General features: G+C 71.7%; 16 protein-coding genes and 2 pseudogenes. 5 read left to right on the top strand and 13 right to left on the bottom strand.

Features of this window, described 5'->3' with window-relative positions; translation table 11 throughout:
• Positions 1 to 5 precede the first annotated feature (5 nt).
• The 4 genes and pseudogenes from rarD to eccE all read right to left on the bottom strand — a co-directional run bounded on the left by rarD (position 6) and on the right by eccE (position 3,943).
• Complete coding sequence (rarD, locus tag M8C17_RS10350; RefSeq protein WP_252416182.1) at positions 6 to 929, bottom strand: EamA family transporter RarD; 924 nt, start codon at positions 927 to 929, stop codon at positions 6 to 8.
• Between the two features lie 17 nt (positions 930 to 946).
• Positions 947 to 1,423, bottom strand: a complete 477-nt coding sequence (locus M8C17_RS10345) for a GNAT family N-acetyltransferase (RefSeq protein ID WP_252416181.1) — start codon at positions 1,421 to 1,423, stop codon at positions 947 to 949.
• Between the two features lie 127 nt (positions 1,424 to 1,550).
• A complete protein-coding gene (locus M8C17_RS10340; protein WP_252416180.1) occupies positions 1,551 to 1,937 on the bottom strand; it encodes a phage holin family protein in 387 nt (128 codons plus the stop codon).
• Between the two features lie 52 nt (positions 1,938 to 1,989).
• Positions 1,990 to 3,943 (bottom strand): annotated as a pseudogene (gene eccE / locus M8C17_RS10335) (type VII secretion protein EccE).
• 228 nt (positions 3,944 to 4,171) lie between these two features.
• Here eccE and M8C17_RS10330 point away from each other — a divergent pair.
• Together M8C17_RS10330 and M8C17_RS10325 are read left to right on the top strand one after the other, a co-directional pair.
• Complete coding sequence (locus tag M8C17_RS10330) at positions 4,172 to 4,492, top strand: WXG100 family type VII secretion target (RefSeq protein WP_252416179.1); 321 nt, start codon at positions 4,172 to 4,174, stop codon at positions 4,490 to 4,492.
• 23 nt (positions 4,493 to 4,515) lie between these two features.
• Positions 4,516 to 4,809 carry a WXG100 family type VII secretion target gene (locus M8C17_RS10325; RefSeq protein WP_252416178.1) on the top strand — a complete coding sequence of 98 codons (294 nt, stop codon included), beginning with the start codon at positions 4,516 to 4,518 and terminating at the stop codon, positions 4,807 to 4,809.
• Positions 4,810 to 4,894: 85 nt separating this feature from the next.
• On the opposite strand, the gene mycP is transcribed toward M8C17_RS10325, so the two are convergent.
• Positions 4,895 to 6,118 (bottom strand): type VII secretion-associated serine protease mycosin, encoded by a 1,224-nt coding sequence (mycP, locus tag M8C17_RS10320; protein ID WP_252416177.1) that lies wholly within the window; start codon positions 6,116 to 6,118, stop codon positions 4,895 to 4,897.
• A gap of 152 nt (positions 6,119 to 6,270) precedes the next feature.
• Between mycP and M8C17_RS10315 the strand changes: the two genes are divergently transcribed.
• A complete protein-coding gene (locus M8C17_RS10315; protein ID WP_252416176.1) occupies positions 6,271 to 9,036 on the top strand; it encodes an SseB family protein in 2,766 nt (921 codons plus the stop codon).
• A complete protein-coding gene (locus M8C17_RS10310; protein ID WP_252416175.1) occupies positions 9,033 to 9,398 on the top strand; it encodes a hypothetical protein in 366 nt (121 codons plus the stop codon). The genes M8C17_RS10315 and M8C17_RS10310 overlap by 4 nt, the downstream gene beginning before the upstream one ends.
• Positions 9,399 to 9,402: 4 nt before the next feature.
• On the opposite strand, the gene M8C17_RS10305 is transcribed toward M8C17_RS10310, so the two are convergent.
• From M8C17_RS10305 to acs, 6 genes and pseudogenes are all read right to left on the bottom strand, one after another.
• Positions 9,403 to 10,335, bottom strand: a complete 933-nt coding sequence (locus M8C17_RS10305; RefSeq protein WP_252416174.1) for an alpha/beta fold hydrolase — start codon at positions 10,333 to 10,335, stop codon at positions 9,403 to 9,405.
• 77 nt (positions 10,336 to 10,412) lie between these two features.
• Positions 10,413 to 10,910, bottom strand: a complete 498-nt coding sequence (locus M8C17_RS10300; RefSeq protein WP_252416173.1) for a hypothetical protein — start codon at positions 10,908 to 10,910, stop codon at positions 10,413 to 10,415.
• 107 nt (positions 10,911 to 11,017) lie between these two features.
• A pseudogene (locus tag M8C17_RS10295) lies at positions 11,018 to 13,443 on the bottom strand (immune inhibitor A domain-containing protein).
• Positions 13,444 to 13,765: 322 nt separating this feature from the next.
• Positions 13,766 to 16,072: an immune inhibitor A domain-containing protein gene (locus M8C17_RS10290; protein ID WP_252416172.1), complete on the bottom strand. Its 2,307-nt coding sequence runs from the start codon at positions 16,070 to 16,072 to the stop codon at positions 13,766 to 13,768.
• 374 nt (positions 16,073 to 16,446) lie between these two features.
• Entirely contained in the window at positions 16,447 to 19,242 is a 2,796-nt protein-coding gene (locus M8C17_RS10285; protein WP_252416171.1) for an immune inhibitor A domain-containing protein, read from the bottom strand.
• A 263-nt stretch (positions 19,243 to 19,505) separates the two neighbouring features.
• Positions 19,506 to 21,470 (bottom strand): acetate--CoA ligase, encoded by a 1,965-nt coding sequence (gene acs, locus M8C17_RS10280; RefSeq protein ID WP_252416170.1) that lies wholly within the window; start codon positions 21,468 to 21,470, stop codon positions 19,506 to 19,508.
• A gap of 188 nt (positions 21,471 to 21,658) precedes the next feature.
• Between acs and M8C17_RS10275 the strand changes: the two genes are divergently transcribed.
• Entirely contained in the window at positions 21,659 to 22,405 is a 747-nt protein-coding gene (locus M8C17_RS10275) for an oxidoreductase (protein ID WP_252416169.1), read from the top strand.
• Positions 22,406 to 22,441: 36 nt separating this feature from the next.
• On the opposite strand, the gene M8C17_RS10270 is transcribed toward M8C17_RS10275, so the two are convergent.
• Both M8C17_RS10270 and M8C17_RS10265 read right to left on the bottom strand, forming a co-directional pair.
• Positions 22,442 to 23,245, bottom strand: a complete 804-nt coding sequence (locus M8C17_RS10270) for an HAD family phosphatase (protein ID WP_252416168.1) — start codon at positions 23,243 to 23,245, stop codon at positions 22,442 to 22,444.
• Between the two features lie 24 nt (positions 23,246 to 23,269).
• The gene (locus M8C17_RS10265) at positions 23,270 to 24,415 is read right to left on the bottom strand and encodes a tyrosine-type recombinase/integrase (RefSeq protein WP_252416167.1); all 1,146 of its coding nucleotides are present in this window, start codon (positions 24,413 to 24,415) and stop codon (positions 23,270 to 23,272) included.
• Positions 24,416 to 24,697 lie beyond the last annotated feature (282 nt).

Below are 24,697 nucleotides of genomic sequence, written 5' to 3'. Positions count from 1 at the left end.
ACGGGTCAGGGCGTGGGGAGTGGGGTGTTGGCGGCGAGGCGGGTGCGGGCGCGGGTGCGCTGGGACTGGCGGACGGCGTCGGCGGTGAAGACGACGAGAGCGAGCCAGACCAGCGCGAAGCCGGCGATTCGGGCCGGTGGCATCGGCTCGTGGAAGATCAGCACACCGCAGCCGAGCTGAAGGATCGGCGCCAGATACTGGATCATGCCGAGACTGGACAGCGGCAGCCGGTTGGCGGCCCCGGCGAAGAGCAGCAGCGGGATCGCCGTGGCCGCACCGGCCAGCACCAGCAGCGCGGTGTGCCCGGCCGAGACCTGCCCGAAGGTCGACTCGGCGCGGCGGGTCAGCCAGGCCAGGTAGCCCAGCGCCGGCAGGGCCAGCACCGCCGACTCGACGAACAGCCCCTCCGCGGCGGGCAGCCCCAGCCGCTTCTTCACCAGGCCGTAGCCGGCGAAGCTGAAGGCCAGGGTCAGTGCCAGCCAGGGCAGCCGGCCGTAGTCCACGGTGAGCACCGCGACCGCGGACGCGCCGATGCCCAGCGCCACCCACTGGGCCGGGCGTAGCCGCTCCCGCAGCACCGTCACCCCGAGCAGCACCACCACGAGCGGGTTGATGAAGTAGCCGAGCGCCGTCTCCACCACCCGGTCCGAGTTGACCCCGTAGATGTAGGTGCCCCAGTTGACCGCGATCAGTGCGGCGGCGACGACGATCCCGGCCAGTGCCCAGGGCCGGCGCAGCAGCGCCCGCAGGAAACCGATGTTGCGCAGCGCGGCCAGCAGCAGGGCCACGAAGACCACCGACCAGACGATCCGGTGGGCCAGGATCTCCAGTGGGCCGGCGGGTCGCAGCAGCTTGAGGTAGAGCGGAAAGAAACCCCAGAGCAGGTACGCGCCGAGGCCGTAGAGGTATCCCAGACGGAGTGGCGTCACGGCTCCACCGTAAGGGGTCAACTGGCGCTTTGTTCCTTTCCGGTGACCGGCGTCACCGGTGGCCGCCGATCGAGCTGCATCCACCGGTGCGGGACGTCCAACGGCGTGAACCCCACCCGCGCGTACACCTCGTGCGCGTCGTTGGTGGCCAGCAGGATCCGGCGTACGCCCAGCTCGGCCAGGTGGTCGCGGACCGCGCCGGCGAGCCAGCCGCCCAACCCGTCACCCCGGGCGGGCCGGTCCACGTACACGTCACAGAGCCAGGCGAAGGTGGCGCCGTCGGTGACCGCCCGGGCCACCGCCACCTGGCGGCCGTCGCCGGGCCGGTAGACGCCGAACGGCAGCGAGCCGGCGAACGCCCGGGCGACCGTGTCCCGGTCGCGCCCCAGCGCCCAGTACGCGTCGGTGGAGAGCCAGTGGTGCACGCGGTCCAGATCGAGCCGGGCTGGATCGGTGCTCAGCAGGTGGCCGTCGGCGCGGGTCAGCGAGAACACGCAGCGACGCTAGCCGACCCGGTCGGCCCTGGCACCGGCCAATTCCCGGAATCTGGTCACCGGGCCGCCCGGGGCTCCGGTCGGGGCCCCGGACGGCCCGGGTCGGTGCTGGTCGGTTGGTGGCCGGTCAGTCCCGGTCGAGGACCGCGCCGAGGATCCAGGTCACGATGCTCACGAAGAGGGCGCCCAGCACGGCGGCCGGCCAGAAGCCGTCCACCGAGAACCCGAGCCCGGCCTGGTCGGCGATCCAGCTGGTGAGCAGGAACAGCAGACCGTTGACCACGAGGGCGATGAGGCCCAGGGTCAGCAGGTAGAAGCCACAACCGACGGTCTTGATGATCGGCTGGAGCACCGCGTTGACCACGCCGAAGATCGCCGCCACCAGGACCAGCGTGGTGACCGTCTCGACGGCCGACCCCGACTCCAGGGTGATGCCGGGAATGAGCAGTGTGGCCAGCCAGAAGGCCAGCGCCGTGGTGGCCAGCCGAATCAGCAGCCCTTTCAGGAAACCCATGGCGGGGATCGTGCCACGGACCGGCCACCGGCGTAACCCGCCAGTTGACGGCTCAGCCGCGCGCCGGGCGTCCGATCAGCTGCGACTCGATCGGGGTGGGGGAGAGCAGCGCCCAGCGCAGCGCCCGCCCGGTTCACCACGGCCACCATGTCGTCCCGGATCCGGGTCAGCAACTCGGCCGAGCCGCCGAGCCCCAGCGCGGTGCCCGCCAGCGCGGCCTCTCCCGCGCCCAGCGGCTGCAGCACCGCCAGGTCGGCCCGGCTCAGCGCGTCCACGTCCGCCGGGGTCAGCTCGTCCCGGACCACCAGGGTGGCCCGCCACGGCGGGCCCGGCTCGGCCTCGGCCGGCACCGGCCCGGCGTCGACCACCAGCAGCAGTGGCCGCAGCGCCGTGCCCACGTCGGCGACCGGCCGACCCGGCGGGATCAGCGGGATCGTTCCACCGGGCGCGCCGACGCCCCGGACGAACGGCTCCCAGGCGCGCGGGCGCGCGGTCTGCACCACCACCAGAGCGCCCAGCGCCATCGCGCGCAGCGTCACCAACTGGGCGGCGCGTACCCCGCCCACCAGCAGCAGGCGGGTGGCCTCCGGTCGGAACAGCCGCACGGTGACGGCGCCGCCGTGCCGGTTCGTGCCGACCATCATCCCGGCCTCACCGAGGGTCAGCTCCCAACCGTCCACCGCCGGTCGCGGCTGGGCCCCCGCGGCGGTGAGCGCTAGCGGCAGCGTGCCGGCCAGGCCGTCGAGGTGCGCGCCGTCGAGCCGGCGAACCTCCCCGCCCAGGCCGGTCACCAGCCGGTCCAGCGCCTCGGCGGCCGCGGTCAGCTCCGCCGTCGTCCCGGCGGCCAGGCGTACGGTCAGCTCGGTCGGCGCCCCGGTGGCCGCCGGTGGCCCCGCGCAGAGCGACACGGTCGTCGCGGTCGCCGGCAGCGCGAGCAGCCGCGCCACCAGCCGCCGTGCACCCGCGCTGTCGGCGTCCGGCCAGCGAACCAGCCGGAAGGTTGCCTGGAGCAGTGCCCCGGACCGGAGCACCGGCCAGGACTCCCGCACCGGGTGGCCGTCGTGGTGGGCCAGCTCGCCCAGCACGCGCAGCGCCGCGGGTACGCCGAGCGGCCGCGCGGTCAGCGGCCCGAGCCGGCGGACGAGCCGGCGCACCGTGCCGGCGAGCACGCGCCGCAGGTCCTCCTCCGACCAACCGTCCACCCGCAGCACCCGGACCGCCAACACGGCCCGCTCCCGCCCGGCGAGCCGCCCGTCGGTGAGCTGCCGGTACGACGTGCCGACCGTTCCGCCCGCCGCCGGCGCGGGCGCCGGTGTGCCGGCGAGCAGCAGTTGGATCCGCAGTGGCGGCACGTCCGGCCCGGGTGGGGGCAGCAGGGCGGACGGCGCGGGGATCGCCCGGGACGCGTCGCCGAGCAGGTCGCCAGGGTCGCCGAGCTCCAGCAGTGCCACCAGGCCGGTGGTGTCCTCCAGGAGCGCCGCCGGCCCGCCGGGCAGCTCCGTCGAGCGGACCACGGCACCCGGGGCGACCAGATCGAGCAGCTCGGCCGGGCCGGCCGGCCCCACCAGCGCGCGGCGACGGGTCAGGTGCCCGACGGCGGTGGCCAGCCACTCGAAGAGCCACCGGCCCCGGACCCGGAGCCAGGCGATCGCCACCAGCAGCAGCGCCGCCAGCAGAGCCGCGACGGTGACCAGGGCGCCCCGGCCCAGGGCGGCGAGGACGAGCGCCACCGCGACCTGCCCGGCGACCAGTTGGCCGGCGCGTACCCCTGCGCCCGCCCGCCGGCCCGGCGATGCCCAGCGGGTGCCCGACGGTGGCCGGTGAGGTGTGGAGCGGCCCGCCCCGGAGCCCGCGAGCCCTTCCGGCTCGCTCGGCGGCGCGACGACGCCCGACCCGGACCCGATGGGAGCCGCCGGTTGCGCTCCTCCGGTGGTGATCGCCGGCACCGCGCCTCCTCGACCAGTGTGGACCGTGCCGGGCGGCCGGCCGCTCCGGCGGCCCGTCACGCCCCGCGACGTGGCTGCGGCACATCGTAAGCGACCGATGGCCGCCGTGGTTGTCCACAGGAGAGCCGCGCGGGGTAGCAGAACCGCAACCGGGCCGCTACCGTCAGCCACGAAGTTCATCGCTGACCCGCGTCCGCCGGGCTCGACGACCGGGCGACGCGAGCGGTGCGTCCCCAGGATGGGCGCGCCGACGGCCAGCCACGATCGAGGAGATGAGGTGACGTCCGGGTGTCCCAGACCCAGGCAGAAGCAACGGTCATGCAGCAGACCGCCACGAAGTTCGAGCAGGTGGACCAGTCGTTGCAGTCCATGCTGACCGGCCTGCTGGCCGAGCTGGAGGTGTTGCAGCAGGCCTGGCGCGGCGCCGGCGGGCGGTCCTTCGAGCAGGTCAAGCAGCAGTGGTCGCAGGACCAGGCGGCGCTGCACCGGGCGCTGCGGGAGACCGCCGGGGCGATCCGCACCGCCGGCCGGCAGTACGACGTCTCGGACGACGAGGCGGCCAGCCGGGTGGCCGGCACCAACCGCGGCGGCATCCAACTGCCGCTCTGATCCCGCTCGGAAGGGGAGATCCGATGGACCACGGTGTGCTGGTCGTCAACTTCGCCGCGCTTCAACAGGCTGGCGGGGACATCCAGAAGGCGCTGAACACGCTCGACTCGCAGCTCGGCCAACTCGAACGGGACGCCGCTCCACTGGTGGCGAGCTGGACGGGCGAGGCCCGGCAGGCCTACGAGCAGCGCCAGGCGCGGTGGCGGTCCGCCTCGCAGGACCTCCAGGCGATGCTGCGCGACATCAGGCTGGCGGTGAACGACTCCGCCACCGACTATCTGGACACCGAGAAGAAGAACACCGGGCTGTTCCAGTGAGATGAGTGGGCCGGGAGCGCTGACCGTGTCCGGGTCGGCGCCCCGGCCGCGCCCGGTCGAGGAGCGGGCCCACGGGCCGGCGGCGTCAGGTCGGGTCGGCCGGGCGCCAGCGCCGGCGAGCGCCCCGGGGCAGCACCAGGGCGAGCAGCACCAGGGCGACCGCCGTCGTGCCGACCACCGCGCCGACCAGCAGTGCCCGGTCACGGGCCGTCGCCCGGCGAGCCTGGCGAGCGACCAGCGCCGGGTCGGCCCGGTCGTCGGCGAGCGCCGTGACCGGCCGTGGGCGGCCCGGTCGGGCACCGCCGGTCTCGGTGACCGCCCGGTAGGGGTTCAGCACACCGGCGCCGTACCCGCCGCCACGACCCGTACCGGGTGCCGGATCGGCGGTGGCGATGATCCGCTCCACCACCTGGGCGGCGGTCAACTCGGGCCGGTACTGGCGCAGGAGTGCCGCGGTGGCGGCCACGAACGGCGCCGCGTAGCTGGTGCCCTCGACCTGGTGGTGGCCCTGACCGGGCGCGGCGGCCAGCACCCCGCTGCCCGGTGCGACCAGGTCGACGTACGGGCCGGTCTGCGAGAACGTCGCCCGCCCACCGTCCACCCCGATGGCCCCCACCCCGAGCACCCCGTCGTACGCGGCGGGGAACGGGCGCGGGTCCCCGTTGTCGTGCAGGTTGCCGGCGGCGGCCACCAGCACCACGTTCCGGTCGATCGCGTACCGGACGGCGGAGTGGACCGCCGGGTCGTCGGCGTACAGCACCACGGAGAGGTTCAGCACGTCGGCGTCATGGTCGACGGCCCAGCGGATGGCCCGGGCGAACTCGCTGGCGCTGACCGTACGCCCCGACTCCCGCCCCTGCACCACCTGCTGCTCACTCACCCGCACCGGCAGGATCCGGGCATCGGGCGCCAGACCGTGGAACGCGACGCCCGGTTGGGGTGCCGCCGCGATGATGCTCGCCACACCGGTGCCGTGCCCCGCGCAGTCCCGACTGCCGTCCCCACCGGGGTCGAGCAGGTCGGTGCCCTCCAGCACCCGCCCGGCCAGCTGGGGGTGCACCCGGTCCACCCCGGAGTCGACCACCGCCACCGTGATCCCGGTGCCGGTGGCCAGCGGCGCGAGCCGGGCGGGGTCGTACCGCTGCTGTGGCCAGGGCAGGGCCGTGACCGGCCGGACGGGGGCGGGTGGGGTCGCGCAGGCCGGTGCCACCCGGAGTGCGACGTCGGCGGCGACGGCCGGTGCGGCCGTGCCGATCAGCAGGGTGGCCGTCAGACCTGCAAGGACCGGGCGCGCAATCGACCGGGACATCGACGGCCTCCGTATCGTGTCGGCTCCGGGACGGGATGTTATCGCCTCACCGGCGCCCCGGCAGACCGCCGCCGGCCAGCCATTGTGATCTTGATACCACCTTGTAGGTTGTACGCGATACCTGTGGCCTGTTCTCGGAAGGAGAGGTGGCCGTGACCGAATGGGAGCCGGCCACGGAGGCCGAGGTGGCGATGCGGGACGCGCTGCGCGCCAACGACCAGGAGCTCTACTTCCGGCTTCTGTCCCGCACCGATCTGCTGTTGCCGGTCTCCCCGCCGGCCCCGCCCGGTCAGGCACCGTCGGGCTGGGGCACCTGGACCACCGGCGGCCGTACCCACGTGTTGGCGTTCACCTCCGCCGCCGCGCTGCGGGCCTGCCTCGGCGATCACCCCGGCAGCAACCGCCGCGTCCCCTTCACCGACCTCGCGGTCGGCTGGCCCAACCAGGAATGGTGGCTCGCGGTCAACCCCGGGTTGCCCGTCGAGGGCTACCTGCCGCCGTGGTTCGTCTCCCAGCTCTCGCGGGGCGACGTTCGGCTGCCCGGGCGCGCCATGGGTGCCCGCGCCCGCCTGGAGCGGGCAGAGACCCTGGCCCGCACCCGGCCCGGTGCGTCCGGTCGGGACGTCACGACCGGCACGGGGTCGGCTCCCGCCACCGGACCGTCGTCCGGGTTCGACCCGGCGGCGACCGTGCCCGGGCCACCCCCGCGGACGCGGGGCGCGGCGCCCCGGCCGGGCGGTCCGACGGCACCGGGCACGTCGCCCCGGACGCCCGCTCCGGGTGAGCTGTCGCGCCGATCCGGCGAGGACCTGCCTGCCGCCGGTCAGCGGCACCCGACCGCCCCGCCCCGCCCCGGCCGGCCGGGCGACCCGGTGCCCGGCGCGGCACGGCCCGCCGCATCCCGGTTCACACCGCTGACGCCCCCCGACCGCCCCGGTGTCGCCCCCGCCGACCGGGCCGGCTCGGGCTGGCCGCCCGCGAGTCGACCGGGCGTCGACGGCCCGGCCGCCGACAACGGCGGCGCCGAGAGCGGCCGACGCTCCTTCTTCGAACCGGCGTCCGGCCGGGACCGGACACCCGGCCCGACGTCGGCCGGTGGCCGGTCCGGTGACCGGGCGGCGCCGCCGTCCCGGTTCGGGCGCGGCAGCCAGCCCTTCCCGCGCCGCCGCCCGGCCGACGGTCCGGTCGGCGACAACGCGTCCCGGGCCTTCCCGATGCCGGATCCGGACGCCACCCGCCCGCTGCGGCCGCCGGCCAACGACCTGGGTGTGTCCCGGGGTGTACGACCACCGGCGCCGGACGACGAACCCACCCAGCCGCTGCCGCCCCGCCGGCCCGAACCGCTGGCCGAGGAGCCCACCCGTGCCTTCCGGGTGCCCGGTGGGCCCACCGGCGAGCCACCGCTGACCCGGCTCGGGCCGGGCGACCTCTCGGCGGACGAGACCCAGGCGATCCCCCACGGTCGACCGGGCGTTGGCCGCTTCGAGCCGGTGGAGGAGCTGCCGCCGTCCATCGCCGAGCCGGTCTCCGGCCCGCCCGCGCCGCGCCGCGGCTTCACGCCCATCGTCATCGAGGGCACCATCATCGAGTCCCGCGACCTCACCGACCGGGCCGACGCCGGCGATCCGGTCGGTGCGGATGAGTTCGGTCCGGCGGCGTTCGACGCGCCGTCGTCCGGTGCCGGTCTGTTCGGCCCGGCGGAGTCCGGGTCGGTTCCTTCCGGTCCGGAGGAGTCGGGTTCGGGTCCGTTGGGTCCGCCGGAGGCCGGGCCGGGTCCGTTCGTTCCGGCGGAGGCCGGTGTGAGCGGCGGGTTGACGGACGGTGGCCGCCCGGCGGTGCGCCTCGACGACCGTGTGGTTGGCCCGGACGGTGGAGATCCCGCCACCGACAGCAGCGCAGAGCGCGCGATCCCCGACGACGCCGGGCAGCACGCGCCGCCGCCGGTCGAGTTCCTGCCGGCCAACACGGTGGAGGAGGACCTGCTCAACGCGGCCGGTGCCGGCAGCACGGACACGTTCCTGTCCACGCTCCTGCTGGCCCGGGTCCTGCTGCCGGCCGCCCCGGAGTCGGTGCCGGGCAGCCGCCCCGGCGACCCGGGCTTCGTCTGGCGCACGGCGCAGTTGGACGACGAGACGTACGTGGTGGTCTACACCTCCCCGGAGCGCCTCGCCGACCACGCCGGAGGCGACGTCGACACGGTGGGGGTGAAGTTCGCCCAACTCATCCGCCGCTGGCCGGACGAGGACTGGTCGTTCGCCGTCAACCCGGGTACTCCGGTCGGCGCCAAGCTGCCCGGCGAGCAGATCGTGGCGTTGGCCAACTGGGCCGCCGAGGTCGGGCTCGGCGACGACCTGGAGGTGGACCCGGAGGAGCCGCCGGCCGTGGCGGAGCCCGCCGCCCGCCCCCGGTACGCCCCGGCGGCGGTCGACCCGGCCCGACCGACCGTGATGCAGAAGGCGATCGCGCCCAGCCAACTCGCCTACTACCTGGAGCGGGGGTACGACCGGGTCTCCGGTTTCGTGCACCGGGCCGGGGAGTTGGCCCACCTGACCACGCCGGCCCAGTTGCACGACGCGCTCGGCCTGAGCTACCCGGGTTCGCCGTTCTCCCGAGACGCCGAGGAGATCTACGTGCTGCGCTGGCCGGCGCACCGCCCGAGCCTCTACCGGATCCCGTACGGCGGTCAGAACGAGCCGGCGATGCGGGCCATGGAGGGTTGGGTCATCGAACGCCCACCGTTCCGGGGCAACGGCTTCGCGCCGGGCGAGAGCAGCGACGTGGTGGCGGAGTTCAAGGTGGACAGCGCGCGGTTGCCGCATGGCGCGCAGCTCTGGCGGATCGGCGTGGACGGTACCGAGCGGGTCGTCGCGGTGCTCGACACGGACACGGTGTCGTGGCGACGGGTCGGTGAGGCGTGATGCGGGACGGCTACGTGGCCCGTTGGCAGGGTCGGGAGTACCAGGCCAGCCCGGACGGCGATGACATCCGGCTGTACCAGCCCGAGCCCGCTGAGGGGTTCGAGGAGGTCCGCGCCGGCCGGTACGTGCGGGTGCTGCCGGCGAGCGAGGTCGAGGACCTGGCGTACGTGCGGACCACCTGCACCTGGCAGGGGCAGCCGTTCATCGTGCTCGGTGAGCACGACGCCTGGCTGCGGGTGGAGTACACCGGTGGCCGCTGGCCGGTCGCCGAGGCCATGCGGCTGGAGGTGTTCGACTTCGGCGTCTACCAGGGTTGGGCGCCGGCCGCCGAGGTCACCGACCTGCGGGAGCAGCGGGTCTGACCGTTCAGGACTTGGCCCACCGCAGGATCTCGCCGAGCACCAACTCGGGGGCCTCCAGGTGCGGGAAGTGCCCCACTCCGTCGAGCAGCCGCCACTCGTAGGGGGCGACGACGTACCGGCCGGAGCCCAGTGCGGTACGCGGCAGGGCGGCGACGTCCAGCGCGCCGTGCAACTGGAGGGTCGGGGTGACCAGCGGCTTCTGCATCAGCCGGACGAACCGGTAGCCGTGCAGCCGCAGCACCGAGCGGAACGCCCACCGGTACCCCTCCAGCGCGCAGAACGCTGCCTGCGGGATGCGCATCGCCTCCCGGCACCGCTCGGCGTACGCCTCGAAGGCCGGCCCGGCCAACCAGCGGGGCCCGCCCCAGCGGCGCAGGATCTCCGCCACGGCCGTGGCGCCGTCCCGGGTCAGCACGTGCTCGTAGCGGGGAAGCTGGAACTTCAGCGCCGGGGTGGAGGCGGCGAACTGCCCGCGCGGGTCGGCGAAGATGGCGGCGCGCAGCCGCAGCGGGTGCGGTGCTCCCAGCACCACCAGCCGGCGGACCAGGGACGGGTGGAACGAGGCCACCGTCCACGCGACCATGCCGCCGACGCCGCTGCCCACGAGCGTCGCCGACCGCTCTCCGAGTGCGCGGATCAACCCGGCGATGTCCGCGGCGAGCGTGTAGCCGTCGTACCCCCGGGGTGGCTTGTCGCTGGCGCCGTAGCCGCGCAGGTCGACGGCGACCGCGCGGAAGCCGGCGTCGGCGACCGCCGGCAGCATCTCGTGCCACGCCCACCAGTGCTCGGGGAAGCCGTGCAGGAAGAGCACCATCGGCCCGGTGCCGGCCTCGACCACGTGGAACCGGCTGCCGTTGGCGCCGACGAAGCGGTGCGTCCACGGCCCCTCGGTGAGGACGCAGGACTCGTCGACGGCCGCGCCGCGCTGGTCGGTCATGGCTGACAGCCTAGGACCCCATCGGTAAGCAGCCTTTTCGCCGGCCCGGTGTGGGGTCGGGAGCGCGGCGTCGGTGGTCAGCCCACCGGGCTGATCGTGACGATGGTGGCCGGCGTGCCGGGGCCGCAGTCGACGGTCCGGTCGGCCGGTCCCACGGTCACCCGGACGGTCGTGCCGACGGCGAAGGTGCCCATGCCGGTGCCGTGCAGCGCGTACTGCCGGCCGTCGTCGGTGACCAGGCCGTAGCAGGGGCCGTCACCGCCCCGGGTGATCCGGCCGGCCAACACGTTGGCCTTGCGCGCGTCGGTCGGGTTGCGCGGCGGTCCGGTCGGCGGGCCCAGGGTGGGCAGCGGAGTCTGTGCGCGCGACGGACGGCCGGCGGGGGAGGACGGCGTCGGGTCGCTGGGACCGGTCGGAGCGGCGGCGGAGGTTGGTGCGCTGTCCGAGGGGGTGCCGGACGGGCTCTGCTCGGCGGACACGGCGTCTCCTCCGCTGCGGGCACCGGCGCAGCCGGTGAGCGCCAGCAGGGTGGCCAGGCCGGCGCCGGTCAGGGTGGTGCGGGTTCGGGGGTGCACGGGTGATCGGACGCGCTGGGCCTCCTCGGGGTTCCCGTAACGGGCGATGCCCGGGCAGGTGACCTGCCCGGGCATCGCCGTGGTGCGGGTTCCGCCTGATCCGAGGATCAGAAGAAGCGGACGTTGGTGTAGATGCCGTCCTGGGACAGAACCTTGATCTTCCGGCCGGTCGCCGGGAGCTTGACGCCGTGGTTCGGCAGCTCCGGGTACCAGTACTGCTGGGTGTCGTCGAACAGCGGCTGCGCAGCCTGGCCACGAACGTACTGCGGCTCGCTGTTGACGTGCAGCGTGAACGAGTCCGCCTTCTTCAGGCTGAACGGCGCGTCGTAGACCTGGACGCGGGCCCGCCAGGGGGCACCGGTCAGGTTGTAGAGCGGCCGCGGGTGCGCGTCGATGATCATGTTCCGACCTTCACCCGGGTGCTCGAACGTGTCGTTGTCCGCCCAGCGCAGGTTCCAGTAGGAGATCAGCAGACCCTCCTGGTACGCGTAGTGGTCCACGTAGTCCGGGCGGGTGTTCGCGTAGCCAAAGAAGTACGGGCCGGTCTTCAGGTACTTGTCGTACGAGATGTACGACCGGGTGCCGGCGATGTAGTAGTTCGCGAACTTCTTGGTGTAGGTGGCCGCCGCGATCTCGAACTTCCCGGCGAAGGTCCAGCCGTTGGCGCCGTTCTCGGCACCATCGGTGAACACGGTCTGACCATCGGCGGTCACGGTGATCGCGTCACCGTAGAAGCCGCCCCGGGACAGGCCACCGTCGGTCTGGTAGCGCAGTCGGAACTGCGCGACCTTGCCCGCCACGGAGTTCATCGGGATGTTGACATCGACCCACTGGCCGTTGCTGGAGCCGTCCAGGGCGAAGCGCCCGGGGGAGATCTCCTTCAGCGGGTTGCCGTTGACGGTGCCGGGCAGGGTCGCCCAGGTCTTGCCGCCGTCCACCGAGGCCTCGAAGAACAGGTAGTCGAACCCGGTCTCGATGTTGTAGCGACCCTTCATGGTCAGGGCGGCCGACGACTTCCCGGTGAGGTCCAGCGTCCGGGTCATCGTGCTGTTCAGGTCGTCCTCGTTGCCCGAGAAGAACTGCTTGCTGCCCTCGAACGGCGCGCCGTTCGAGAAGGTGTAGTCACGCGGCGGGAGGTTGACCACCGCGGCCTGCGCCTCCGGCGAGTTGTACTCCTGCGGGCCGAGCTTCACGGTGCGCTTCTCGTTCGGCCCGATCGTGTCGTAGTCGAGCCAGCCGAGCTGGAGCTTGTTCCACGCGCCGAGGTCGCCACCGCGCTCGCCGATGCCGCCGTCGTTCTTGGCACCGAGCCGGCTCTGGGCCATCAGGGTCCAGTGCTCGTTGTTGTTGTCGCCACCATTGATGACTTGTAGTCGTCCGGCAGACCGAGGTCGTGGCCGTACTCGTGGTAGAAGACGCTGCGGCCGCCGTTCTCCGGCTGGATGGTGTAGTCACCGATCCACACGCCGGTGTCGCCGATCTCGGTGCCGCCGGCCGGGAAGTTCTCCGGGCCGGTGTTGCCCTGGTCGGACGCGTAGGCGTACCAACGGTGGCTCCAGATGGAGTCCTCACCCTGGATCGGGTCACCGTCGGCCTGGTCGCCGCCGGAGTGGACGATCTGGAAGTGGTCGATGTAGCCGTCCGACTCGTTGAAGTTGCCGTCGCCGTCGAAGTCGTACCGGTCGTACTCGTCCATCGACTTGACGTCGGCCGCGATCTCCTCGTCGGTGCGGCCGGCGGCCTCCTGGTCCTTGACCCACTGGTTGGCGGCGTCGCGGACCAGGTCCCAGGTGTTGCTGCAGACGTTGCTGTCGCAGACCGCGGGGTCGCCGGTCGGGTCGTCGTCGGCCTCCGGGTCGTCGGAACGACCATAGCGGGCCTCGTTGTACTTGACCTTGACCCAGTCGGTGACCTCGCCCTCGACGCTGTAGCGACCCGAGGACTGGGCCTCGTAGTACTGCTTCAGCGACTCGTCACCGGGGTTGGTGCCGAAGTAGAGCTGCCGGTAGTGGTCGGCGTTGAAGTCCGGCTGCCAGACGGTGGAGTTGTCCACCGCCCGGTTGGGAGCCGGGATCTCGTTGTGCAGCGGCCCGTCGAACTTGGTCGGCCCCGCGGTGTTGGGGTCGATGTTCTTGTCCGGGAAGTCCGGGTGCCGCTCGTTACCGAACTCGGCGAGGATCACGAAGATCTTGTCGGTCCGCTCGCGGGAGAGCTCGACGTACTGGTCCTCCGTCTGAGCCGTGCCCGCCCCGGTGGTGCGGGCGGTGGCCCCGTCGGACTGGGTCTTGCCCACCTTGACGACCGTGCTGCCGTTGATCTTCTCTGCTTTGGACTTGCCGGAGAGGACCTCGCTCAGGCCCTCCTGGCGCAGCGCGCGCCGCTTGTCCTCGAGCGGGTTCGGCAGGTCGTGGTCCGCATGGGCGGGCTCGGCGACCGACGGGGCGGCCGTCGGCAACTTCGGCTGCGGCGCGGCACTGGCGGACGGTCCGAACGCCAGCCCCGTCGCTGTCAGCGAAAGCCCGAGCAGACCCACTGCGACTTTGCGCACGTGGTACCTCCGGTGTGAGGGAACCGGCCCAACGGGGGTACGGGCCGGTGACAGATCGATCCCACTAGTGGGACCAATGGTGAACATAGACACTGGCGGGACAGGTGGGAAGATGCGTGCGTCGATTTATTGCAAGATTTTGTTGGGAATGCCTTCCGCCGTCACACCCCTGCCCTTCATCTGCGACGCTGACCAGGCTGGATCGGTCAGCAGCGTTTGACAGTGACAGATTTCGATCAATGTGATCGGGCATACGACAGTGGGGCCGGCGGCGTATCCGCCACCGGCCCCACTCCGCACTGAGTGATCAGTTTCTGATCCGCACAACCATCTCATCGGTGGGCTGCGTGCCCTGCTTGACGATCTCGATCCGGGTGCCGCTTCCCGCCACCTTGACCGAGTTCTGCTCGTTGCCCGGCGTCCAGTAGCGGTTCACCGCGCTGTCGTCGAAGACCGGGTTGGCCTTCAGCGTCGGCAGCGTGGTCGCCACCCCGTTGAGGTGGAAGGTCTGCGCGGGCTTGGCGAATCGGCTGAAGGTGCCGTCGAAGCCGTTGCGCCGGTTGGTGATCGTGCCCTGGCCCTTGACCGTGATCGCTCCCGGACGGACGTCCACCGGGAGGTTCAGGCCGAAGCCCGGGTGCTCCGAGGTGTTGTTGTCGCCGTAGGCGTAGTTCACGTACCAGACCAGCATGCCGGGCTGGTTCGCGAACCGCTCCACCCAGTTCGGCCGGGTGTTGGTGAAACCGTAGTTGTACCCACCGGTCCGCAGGGTGTCGTCGTAGCCGACGTAGCTGCGGTTCTCCGCGATGTAGAAGCGGGGGTACGTGGCGGTCACCGCGCCACCCATCCGGGTGAAGCCCTTGGCGGTCCACTCCGCAGCCAGGGTCTCCGCGTCGTCGGTCCATGCGGTGGCACCGCCCTTGACCAGCGAGACGTTGTCCAGGAACGCGCCGGCGAGGTGCACGCCGCCGTCGGTCTGGTAGCGGTAGCGGAACTGCACCGTCTGCCCGGCGTACGCCGACAGGTCGTAGTTCAGGTCCACCCAGTTGCCGCTGGTGGAGCCGTCCACCCCGGTCTCGCCGGCGTCCACCAGCGAGTTGGTGAGCGCCGTCCAGCTCGCGCCACCGTCGGTCGACACCTCTGCGTAGAGGTAGTCGTAGTCCTCCTCGATGTCGTACCAGGCCTTCGCGGTGATCGACGCGGTGGTCGTACCGGTCAGGTCCAGCTGACGGGTCAGCGTGGTGTTCAGGTCGTCGGCGCTGCCGCCCCACCACTCGTTCGACCCGCCGTACGGCGTGTTGTAGCTGGTCGTCTGGGTCTGCGACGGCAGGTTGACGACCACCGCCTGGGCCTTCGGCCCGTCACTGTCGCCGGCCGGGCCGAGGGTCACCTGGGTGGTGCCCTTGCCGTACTCGACGGTGGAGTGGTTGAGCCAGCCGAGGAAGAGCTTCGACCACGGGTCCATGTAGCCCGGGGTCGAGCCGATGTCGTCGGTGCCGTGGCTCAGCCACGAACCGGAGGACATCAGGCTCCAGAAGCCGACGCCGTTGTCGCCGCCCGCGGTGTCGTAGAGGTCCGGCAGGCCCAGGTCGTGGCCGTACTCGTGGGCGAAGACGCCCAACCCGCCGTTCTCCGGCTCGGTGGTGTAGTCGCGGATCCACATCCCGGTGTCACCGATCTGCACACCGCCGGCCTTGTTGCCGGTCGGGCCCGCGGTGCCGGCCAGGTTGGGGTACGCCGCCCAGCGGTGCGACCAGATGGCGTCCTCGCCCTGGGCGCCGCCGCCGGCCTCCTCGCCCTCGCCCGCGTGCACCGCCTGGAAGTGGTCGATGTAGCCGTCGGGCTCGTTGAAGTCCCCGTCGCCGTCGAAGTCGTACCGGTCCCAGATGTCGAACTGGGCCAGGTACTGCTTGATCTGCTCCGGGGTCTTGCCCGCCTCGACCTGCGACTCGTACCAGGAGGTGGCGCTGTCCTTGACGAAGTTCCAGGAGCCGTCGCTCTCCGGGATGGCGTTGCTGCCGTACCGCGCCTCGTTGAACGGCACGGTCACCCAGTCGGTGACGTCGCCGCTGACGGTGTACCGGCCGCCGGACTGCTTCAGGTAGAAGTCCCGCATCGACTCGCCGTCGCCGTAGAACATCTCCTGGTAGTGCTCCCGGTGGAAGTCGGGCCGCCAGAGGGTGCTGTTGTCGTCGGTGGCGTTGCCGTCCCAGTTGCGGTCCGGCTCCTGGATCTGGTTGACCACGGGGCCGGGGGTGCCGCCGGTGCGGGGGTCGGTCTGCGTGCCGAAGTTGACCAGCATCGTGAAGATGGGGTCGGTCTTCGGCGGCTGCTGGTACTCGACGAACAGGTCGTCCTTGACCTGGATGACCTTCGAGCCGTTGCGCGTCTGGAGCTTGGCCTTGCCGGCGAGCAGGTCGGCGATGGCCTGCTTCCGGACCTCCCGCTGCTGATCCGCCATCGGATCCGGGAGGTTGTCCCTGCTCTGCTTCGCCTTGTCGGAACCGGGGGTCGGGCCCGCCGCCGGGGCGCCGGAGGCCGGCGTCGCCACGACTCCCGCCGCCAGCAGCGCGGCCGTGGCAGTGGCCAGACCGGCTGTGACTCGTCTCCTCAAAGGTCTCCTCCTTTGTGGACCTGTGTTACATGGCAGGGGTCACCGAAGCGATCACTGTCATGAGATGCGCCACTCACCCTTGCAGACGGTTCGGGCGGTTGTCACGAGTCGATCAGGAAGCCACTGGCGGGTTTTGGAGAGATTTGAGGGGACAAAACACGACCAAATAGTCGTAGCCTCAGGCGACTATTTACATTACGGTTCTATCAAGATCATCCATTTCCGGTCGGGATTATGAGGTCCCTGGAAGTGGAGCGCCCAACCCGGCGGTAACGTCACGCGGCGCGCCGGGCCCGAACGCGGAACGGCCCGCCCGGAGCGTGGTGCTCCGAGCGGGCCGCCCGCTGGTCCGTCGGACGACGGACCAGTTGGCTTCAGTTCCTCGCCGAGGTCACGTACACCGTGGCGGACGAGTTGTCCCGTGCCGCCTTCTTGACGGTGAGCGAGACCCCGTAGTTGACGCCCTGGTCACCGGGGTTACCGGTGCCCAGCACGATGGCGCCGCCGCCCAGGGTCACGCCGTAGAATTCCGGCGCCGGGCTGCCGTCCGGGTGGGTGACCCGGGTGGTGTACGGCGCGTTGTTCCGCGACGGGAGCACCACCGAGGCGTCGTTGTCCCGCGCGTACGCGGCACCGTCCCGCATCTCGATGCCGGGGTACCAGGTCTTGGCGTCGGTGAAGCTCTTCACCGACGGCTGGGACCGGAACTTGGTGCAGTACTCGCTGTACGGCTCGTCCGCCGCCTCCAGGCACTCCGTGAAGGGGTACGTCGGCTTCAGCGAGAACGCCGCGTTCGCCGACTGCGGACGGCTGGGCAGGTTGTCCGTCACCGACGGGTCCTTCACGGCCGCCTCGCCCGTACGCCGGTACGGGTCGAAGTGCGAGTCGACGATGAGCAGGCCGCCCTTCGCGCCGTAGCTGGGCAGGGCGGTCATCTGCCCGGTGACGTGGTTGACGTCGCCGAGCGCGGTGTCCCGGTACCAGACCAGCATGCCCGGCGCGTTGTACGAGATCCGGTCGACCTTCCACGCGTCGTGCGAGTAGATCGTGTCGTACGCGTACTTCAGGCCCTTGTCGAAGCCGTCGAAGTTGCGCCACTCGGCCAGGTAGTAGTGGGCGTGCATCTCGGTGCCGCTGCTGACCTTCCAGCCCGCGCCGGTGGTGTCCACCCAGGTGCCGCCGGTGGCCGTCCAGCCGTTGGCGCCACCCTCGACGTCGTCACTCCACGTGGTGGCACCGCCGCCGGTGACCGAGAAGTCGTCGGCGAACCAGTTGCGCTCCTCGAACGCCTCGTCGGTGGCCAGCCGGAGCCGCAGTTGGATCGTCGTCCCGGCGTACGCCGACAGGTCGACGTAGTCGTGACGCCAGCCGTCGGTGCTGCCGGTCAGGCCGTACTTCTTGCCGCCGAAGTCGTTCATCCGGCCGTTCGGGTCCGGGTAGCCGTCGGGCGTGGTGACCACGTTGCCGGCCTCGTCGTACACCTTCGCCTCGGTCCAGGACGTCCCGCCGTTCGTCGAGATCTCGACGAACCCGTAGTCCCAGTCCTCCTCGATGATGTAGTTGTTCCACATCCAGAACTTGGCGTCCGCCGCCGCCGGCACGTCGACCGAGCGGCCCAGCTTGACGTCGGCCCACTCCTGGTCGTTGTTGCTGTGCCACATCTTCGTGCCGCTGTGCGGCGTGGCCAGCGTGGTCACCTTGTCCGGCAGGTCGACCTTGATGCCGTCCTCGGAGTCGATCGGCGTACGGCTGGTCTGCCCGAGCTTCACCTCGCGCGAGTTCGACCCGGGGCGGATGGTGAGCGGGTCGGCCCAGCCGAGCACCCACTTGTCCCAGATGCCCATGTGCGTCGGCAGCGCCTGGAAGATCTCACCCGAGTGCGAACCGGAGGCCATCAGGTCCCAGAAGTCCACGTCGGAGTCGGCGTTGCCGGAGGTGTCGTAGAGGTCCGGCAGACCCAGGTCGTGGCCGAACTCGTGCGCGAAGACGCCGACGCCGGCGTCCTCCGGCTGCACGATGTAGTTCGACACCTGCAGGTTGGTGCCCGGGATGTTGTAGCCACCGGCGACCGAGGAGGAGTGCGCCCAGACGGCGTACACACCCTGGTCGCCGCCGCCGCGGGACTTGCCCTGCCCGGCGTGCACCAGGACGAGGTGGTCGATCACGCCGTCCGGCTCGAAGACGTTGCCGTCACCGTCGCGGTCGGCCTGGTCCTCGATGTCGTAGTCGGCCCACGGGAAGCTCGGGTCCTTCGCGGCGAGCGCGTCGATGGCGTCGGTCGCCAGCCGCCCCGCGCCGGCCGGGTTGTCCGGGTGGCCGTTCATCGACTGCTCCCGGCCGGGAACCCAGTTGCCGTTCTCGTCCTGGGTGCAGCGGTTGGCGGCGTACCAGCCCTCCGAGTGCGGCACGGTGATCCACGGGCTGGCCTGCCCGTCGACCGTGTACGCGTTCTTGGACATCTCCAGGTACATGTTGTGCATGGTGCGGCCGGAGATGTCGATGCCGCGCTTGCCGTCCGGGCCCCGCAGGTCCTTGCGGACCCGCTCGGTGATGCCCTTCTTGCTGTAGAGCATCTTGTCGTAGTGGGCCGGCGAGAAGTCCGGCACCCACATCGAGTTGTTGTCCTCGTGCGGCAGGGTCGCCGGGTTCGGGATGTTGTTGTGCTTCGGGCCGTTCTGCACGGTGCCGGGGACGCAGGTGCGGTCCTCGAACACCGTCTTCGGCACCATCACGTCGGTGAAGTCGTCGTTCGCCTGGTCGTTGAACTCCACCAGCAGCGTCAGCAGCTTCGCCGTCTGCGTGGTCGGCGCCTGCTTGATCTGCCGGGGGTTCTTGCCGGTCTTGATCGACTTGGCTTCGATCTTCGCCAGTTGCCTGGCGGTCACCGGGTTGCCCCGGGCGTGCTTCTGGTCGAACGCGCGCGCGTCGTCGACGGCGGGGGCGTAGACGCCACCCTTGCCCTTCACCTCGCGGCCGGCGGTGTCCGGCTGCACCTCGGGCTCGGCGTAGTTGATGTAGTGCTCATCGGCCCCGATCACCGCCCGGGGGGTGGGGGACGACGACTGGGCCGCCGCGCTGCCGGTCACGGTCAGTGACGTGGCTGCGAGGGCGATGGCGGGTAGCGCGACGAGTAGTCGTCGGCGCGACCCCGGATGGGGATTTCTGTTCATGCCGCTCCGTTTCTCGGGCATGGGCGGAGGGAGTCTGCCGGCCACGGGCGCGACGGGGCGCATCGAGACCTGCCGACGTTCGTGAAACTAAATGAGAAACGCGTCGATGGGCAGGAACGTGATGGATGCGTTATCCGGATGATCGGCGCGGTTCACCGACCGACTGGCCAGGTGAGCAGGTGCTGCCGGCCGTACTCTCCACAAAAGACGACGGTGGGTGACGGTCCGTCCGGACCGCCACCCACCGGGGTGTACGCCTGCCGTCAGTCCTCGTCGGACTTCGTGCCGCTCATCCCGGAGGAGATCAGCTCCATCACCGACGAGTCCTGCAGGGTGGTCACGTCGCCCAGCGACCGGTTCTCCGCGACGTCCCGCAGCAACCGGCGCATGATCTTGCCCGAGCGGGTCTTCGGCAGCTCCGGCACCAGCATGATCTGCCGGGGCTTGGCGATCGGGCCCAGTGCCTTCGCCACGTGGTTGCGCAGCTCCGCGATCAGCGCCTCGCCCGCCTCGCCGGCGACGTCCGCGCTGCCGCGCGGAATGGCGAACGCGACGATCGCCTGACCGGTGGTCGGGTCGGTCGCGCCCACCACGGCCGCCTCGGCCACCGACGGGTGCGACACCAGCGCCGACTCCACCTCCGTCGTGGAAATGTTGTGCCCGGACACCAGCATCACGTCGTCCACCCGGCCGAGCAGCCAGATGTGCCCGTCGTCGTCCTTCTTCGCCCCGTCGCCGGCGAAGTACATGCCCTGGAACCGGCTCCAGTACGTCTCCAGGAACCGGTTGTCGTCACCCCAGATGGTGCGCAGCATCGACGGCCACGGCTCGCGCAGCACCAGGTAGCCGCCACCGCCGTTGGGCACCGACTGGCCCTGGTCGTCCACCACGTCGGCCACGATGCCCGGCAGCGGGGTCATCGCCGAGCCCGGCTTGGCCGCCGTCACACCCGGCAGCGGGGAGATCATGATGGCGCCCGTCTCGGTCTGCCACCAGGTGTCCACGACGGGCAGCTCGCCCCGGCCGACGTGCTGCCGGTACCAGATCCACGCCTCCGGGTTGATCGGCTCACCGACGCTGCCCAGCAACCGCAGCGAGGACAGGTCGAAGCCGGCGGGGATGTCGTCGCCCCACTTCATCATCGTCCGGATCAGGGTGGGGGCGGTGTAGAGGATGGTGACGCCGTACCTGTCGATGATCTCCCAGAACCGGCCCTTGTGCGGGGTGTCCGGGGTGCCCTCGTACATCACCTGCGTGGCGCCGTTGGAGAGCGGGCCGTACACGATGTAGGAGTGGCCGGTGACCCAGCCGATGTCGGCGGTGCACCAGTAGACGTCCGTCTCGGGCTTCAGGTCGAAGACCGCGTGCGTCGTGTACGACGCCTGCGTGAGGTAGCCGCCCGTGGTGTGCAGGATGCCCTTCGGGCGGGCCGTCGTGCCGCTGGTGTAGAGGATGAACAGCGGGTGCTCGGCGTCGAACGGCTGCGCGGTGTGCTCGGCCGACGCGGTCTCCACCGTCTCGTGCCACCAGAGGTCCTTCTCCGACCACGCCACGTCCTCGCCGGTACGGCGGACCACCAGGACGTGCTCGATCGACGGGCAGTTTGCCACGGCCTCGTCCACCGTCGGCTTCAGCGCCGACGGCTTGCCCCGCCGGTAGCCGCCGTCGGCGGTGATCACCACCTTGGCGCTGGCGTCCTGGATGCGGTTGCTCAGCGAGTCGGCGGAGAAGCCGCCGAAGACCACGCTGTGCGCCGCGCCGATCCGGGCGCAGGCCAGCATCGCGACCGCCGCCTCCGGGATCATCGGCAGGTAGATGGCCACCCGGTCGCCGGCCGCCACGCCGAGGTCGGTCAACGCGTTGGCCGCACGGCAGGTCAGCTCGTGCAGCTCGGCGTAGGTGATGGTGCGGGTGTCGCCGGGCTCGCCCTCCCAGTGGATGGCGACCTTGTCGCCGCGGCCCGCCTCGACGTGCCGGTCCAGGCAGTTGTACGCCACGTTGAGCTGCCCACCGACGAACCACTTCGCGAACGGCGGGTTCGACCAGTCGAGCACCTCGTCCCACTTCTTCGACCAGGCCAGCCGGTCGGCCTGCTTCGCCCAGAACGCGAGCCGGTCGGCGTCGGCCTCGGCGTACGCGTCGGCGGTGACGTTGGCGTGCGCGGCGAGTTCGGCCGGCGGGGGGAACTGGCGCGTCTCGTTCAGCAGATTGGCCAATGCCTCGCTCATGCCGTGACTCCTCGTCCTCGGGTGACCTGCGTCTCGCTGGGCACGAGGTTAGTCGTGGGGCCCCCCGCCGGCCACGGCTGCCCGGTCCGTCGCGCCGAGCGGCCCCCGCCGCGCGCCCGACGGTGGCCGGGGTCGCGTTACGGCCGGGTGCGACCCGGCAGGCCAGGCCGGGTCGCTAGCGTGGCGGGGTGACCATCGACCCGCTCGCCCCGCTGCTCGCGCTCGCCGACATCACCCCCGCCGTCGAGCGGGCCCGCGAGCGGTTCGACCAGGCGCTCGGCCACCGCGCGCTGCGCCGGCACGGCGGCCAGGTCGCGGCCGAGGTCAGCCTCCGGTCCGCCGTGGCGAGCGCCGCCCTCGAAGGGGCCACCCACGATCGTGAGGCGGTGCGCGCCGGCACCGTCACCGACCCGGTGCTCCAGGGGGCGCTGCGGGTCGCCGGGGCGCTGCCCGGGCTCAGCGAACTCTGGCCCAAGGCCCCCCGCCAGGCCCTCGCGAAGCTGCACGTGCTCGCCGCCCGCGACATGGTGCAGGAGGACGAGCTGGGCCGGCCGGTCGCCGACCCGGTGGTCGCCGCCCGGCTGGACGGGCTCGCCGGCCTGGTCGCCGGCGGCACGAAGGTCTCCCCGCTGGTGCTCGCCGCCGTGGTCCACGGGGAACTGCTGAACCTGCGCCCGTTCGCCGGTCCGTCCGGCGTGGTGGCCCGGGGCGCCGCGCGCCTCGTGCTGCTCGCCAGCGGCCTCGACCCGCGCGGCCTGCTCGCCGTCGACGTCGGCCACCGCGAGCGCGAACCGGAGTACGTCGGCTCGGCCGGCGCCTTCGCCACCGGCACCCCGGACGGGCTGCGCTCCTGGCTGCGCCACTACATGTCAGCCGTGGAGGTCGGCGCCGACCAGCTCACCGTCATCGGCGACGAGATCCTCGCCGCCGCCTGAGCCCGCTGCCCCGCCCCCTCGATCCGGGTGCGGAGGTCAGGCGGTGGCGGCGGCGCGGGTGCGACGGTGCCGCCCATACCAGGCGATGCCGATGGCCACGCCCACACCCACCCCCAGTGCCGCCGCGGCGACCGGGACGGCGGGCCGCTCCCGCAGCCGACGCCCCAGCGGGATCGGGTGCCGGAACTCCAGCACCGGCCAGGCGTTCTCAGAAGCCAGCTTGCGCAACTGACGGTCCGGGTTGACCACGCTCGGATGCCCGACGCACTCCAGCAGGGGACGGTCGCTGTACGAGTCGGAGTAGGCGTACGACTCAGCCAGGTCGTAGCCGCGCGCGGCGGCCAACTCACCGACCGCCTCGACCTTGCTCGGGCCGGCCGCGTAGAACTCGACCTCACCGCTGTACCGGCCGTCCCGCACCGTCATCCGGGTGGCGATCACGTCGGTCACCCCGAGCAGCTCGCCGATCGGCCGGACCATCTCCTCACCGGAAGCGGAGACCAGCACCACGTCCCGCCCGGCCGCCTGGTGCTCCTCGATCAGCGCGGCGGCCTCGGCGTACACGTAGGGGTTGATCAGCTCGTGCAGTGTCTCCGCGACGATCTGGCGGACCTGCTCCACCTGCCAGCCCTTGCAGAGCGCAGCCAGGTAGTCCCGTGTTCGGGCCATGGTCTGCTCGTCGGTGCCGCCCAGCCGGAACATCAGCTGCGCGTACGCCGACTTGACCACGTCACGCCGGGTGATCAGCCCGTCCCGGTAGAACGGCCGACCGAACGCCAGGGCGCTCGACTTGGCGATGACGGTCTTGTCCAGATCGAAGAAAGCGGCACTTCGGCCCACGGCGCGAAAGTCTAGCCGGATGGTCTATCGTCGGCGGGTGCCCGGGGTCAGGCCACCCCTCGGACCTGCGGGCCGGCGCCACCACCTCCACTCGGCGTGACCGCGCTCACACTCCGCAAGGAGATTTTCGCAGTGAGTGGGGTCGACACCACTCGACGTGACGGGCCCGCTCAGGCAGACTTGTTCGCACGACGAGTTTTCATATCTCCGAAAACAGACAGACCCTCGGCGGTTGCACCCCCCGTGACCGCTGAGTGGTTCGGCTCGACCCCCCCGGAGCCGAACCTTTCGACGACCCCCGTCTCCCCCCGACGGGGGTCGTCCCTTTCCGGGGTAAGCGCGCCACAGCAGGTCGTCTTCCTGCCCGTCCAGGCCGCCCAAAGACGGCGTTTCTGCGGTCGGAGGCAGCAGGGAGGCAGCAGAGCCGTCGAACGCCTCCAGGACGCGGGCCGCGTAGTCGTCCGGGGTGTGGGTGTAGCGGTTGAGCGTCGTCGATGCCTGTTCGTGGCCCATGACCCGCTGCACCAGGTTGATTGGGACGCCGTCGGTGTCCAGCCAGGTGGCGTAGGCGTGCCGCAGATCGTGGAACCGCATCCCACCGGCAGCCTTTGCCGCGACGCAGGCGATGGCCTCCCGTTCGGTGGTGAACTCGGCCGACCCTTCGATGCCCTCCCGGACGGGCCAGACCGCGCGGTATCGGTGCGGACCGGCGTTGACGACCTGGCCGAGCAGACCCGCGCGGACGAGTGAGGGCAGCCAGATCCGACGCCGGAAGTTCGACCGGCGTAGTGGGCGCCCTACCCGGTCGCGGAAGACCAGGGTGCGTGGGTCCGGGTTGCCGGCGGCGGCGTACAGCTCGCGGAGCGCGGCCAGGAGGAAGCCGGGCAGCGGCACGGTCCGAACCCCGGCGCGACTCTTCGGGTACGGGCGCAGCACGATCCCGCCGTGGGTTTCCTCGGCCACCTGGACCACGCGTAGCGATGCTCGGTCGAGGTCGACCGACGACCACGTCAGCCCAGCGCATTCACCCCAGCGCAGACCGGCCCCGGCGGCGGCCGAGACGATTGCCCGGTGCCGAGTCGGGACGGCGGGCAGCAGCCGGCCGAGAAAGTCCTCCCGGCTGATCGTGACCGGCTTCACGTCCCGGGACCGGTCACGCGGCAGCTTCACCCCTTCGGCCGGGTTGGTTCGCGCCCTCGACCGCCCGGGTGGCAAGCCACTGCTGGGTGAAGTCGCCCACGCGGGTGCGGCCAGCGTGTGGGTTGACGTAGGTGCCCCGGTTCAGGCTGCCCTCAACCTCCGCCAGGAACGCGCTGGCCTCTCGCTTGGTGCGAAAGCTCTTGGACTTCTGCCCACCCGGCAGGGTCACGCCAGCAGGCGCGGAAGGTGCCAGCCGGAGTCTTGCGAACGAAGCCCATCAGTGCCTCCGCCCATGCTCGGTACCGGTGGCGG

The organism is Micromonospora sp. RHAY321 (assembly GCF_023896955.1).
Classification (GTDB): Bacteria; Actinomycetota; Actinomycetes; order Mycobacteriales; family Micromonosporaceae; genus Micromonospora.
Note: the sequence above shows the minus strand (reverse complement) of the source record. Positions and strands in the feature narration are given on the sequence as shown.

Excerpts from the sequence above, each read along its gene's own strand:
- M8C17_RS10340 (WP_252416180.1), bottom strand. The coding sequence starts at position 1,937 with ATGGGTTTCCTGAAAGGGCTGCTGATTCGGCTGGCCACCACGGCGCTG.
- M8C17_RS10325 (WP_252416178.1), top strand. The coding sequence starts at position 4,516 with ATGGACCACGGTGTGCTGGTCGTCAACTTCGCCGCGCTTCAACAGGCT.
- mycP (WP_252416177.1), bottom strand. The coding sequence starts at position 6,118 with ATGTCCCGGTCGATTGCGCGCCCGGTCCTTGCAGGTCTGACGGCCACC.
- M8C17_RS10305 (WP_252416174.1), bottom strand. The coding sequence starts at position 10,335 with ATGACCGACCAGCGCGGCGCGGCCGTCGACGAGTCCTGCGTCCTCACC.
- M8C17_RS10285 (WP_252416171.1), bottom strand. The coding sequence starts at position 19,242 with ATGAACAGAAATCCCCATCCGGGGTCGCGCCGACGACTACTCGTCGCG.
- acs (WP_252416170.1), bottom strand. The coding sequence starts at position 21,470 with ATGAGCGAGGCATTGGCCAATCTGCTGAACGAGACGCGCCAGTTCCCC.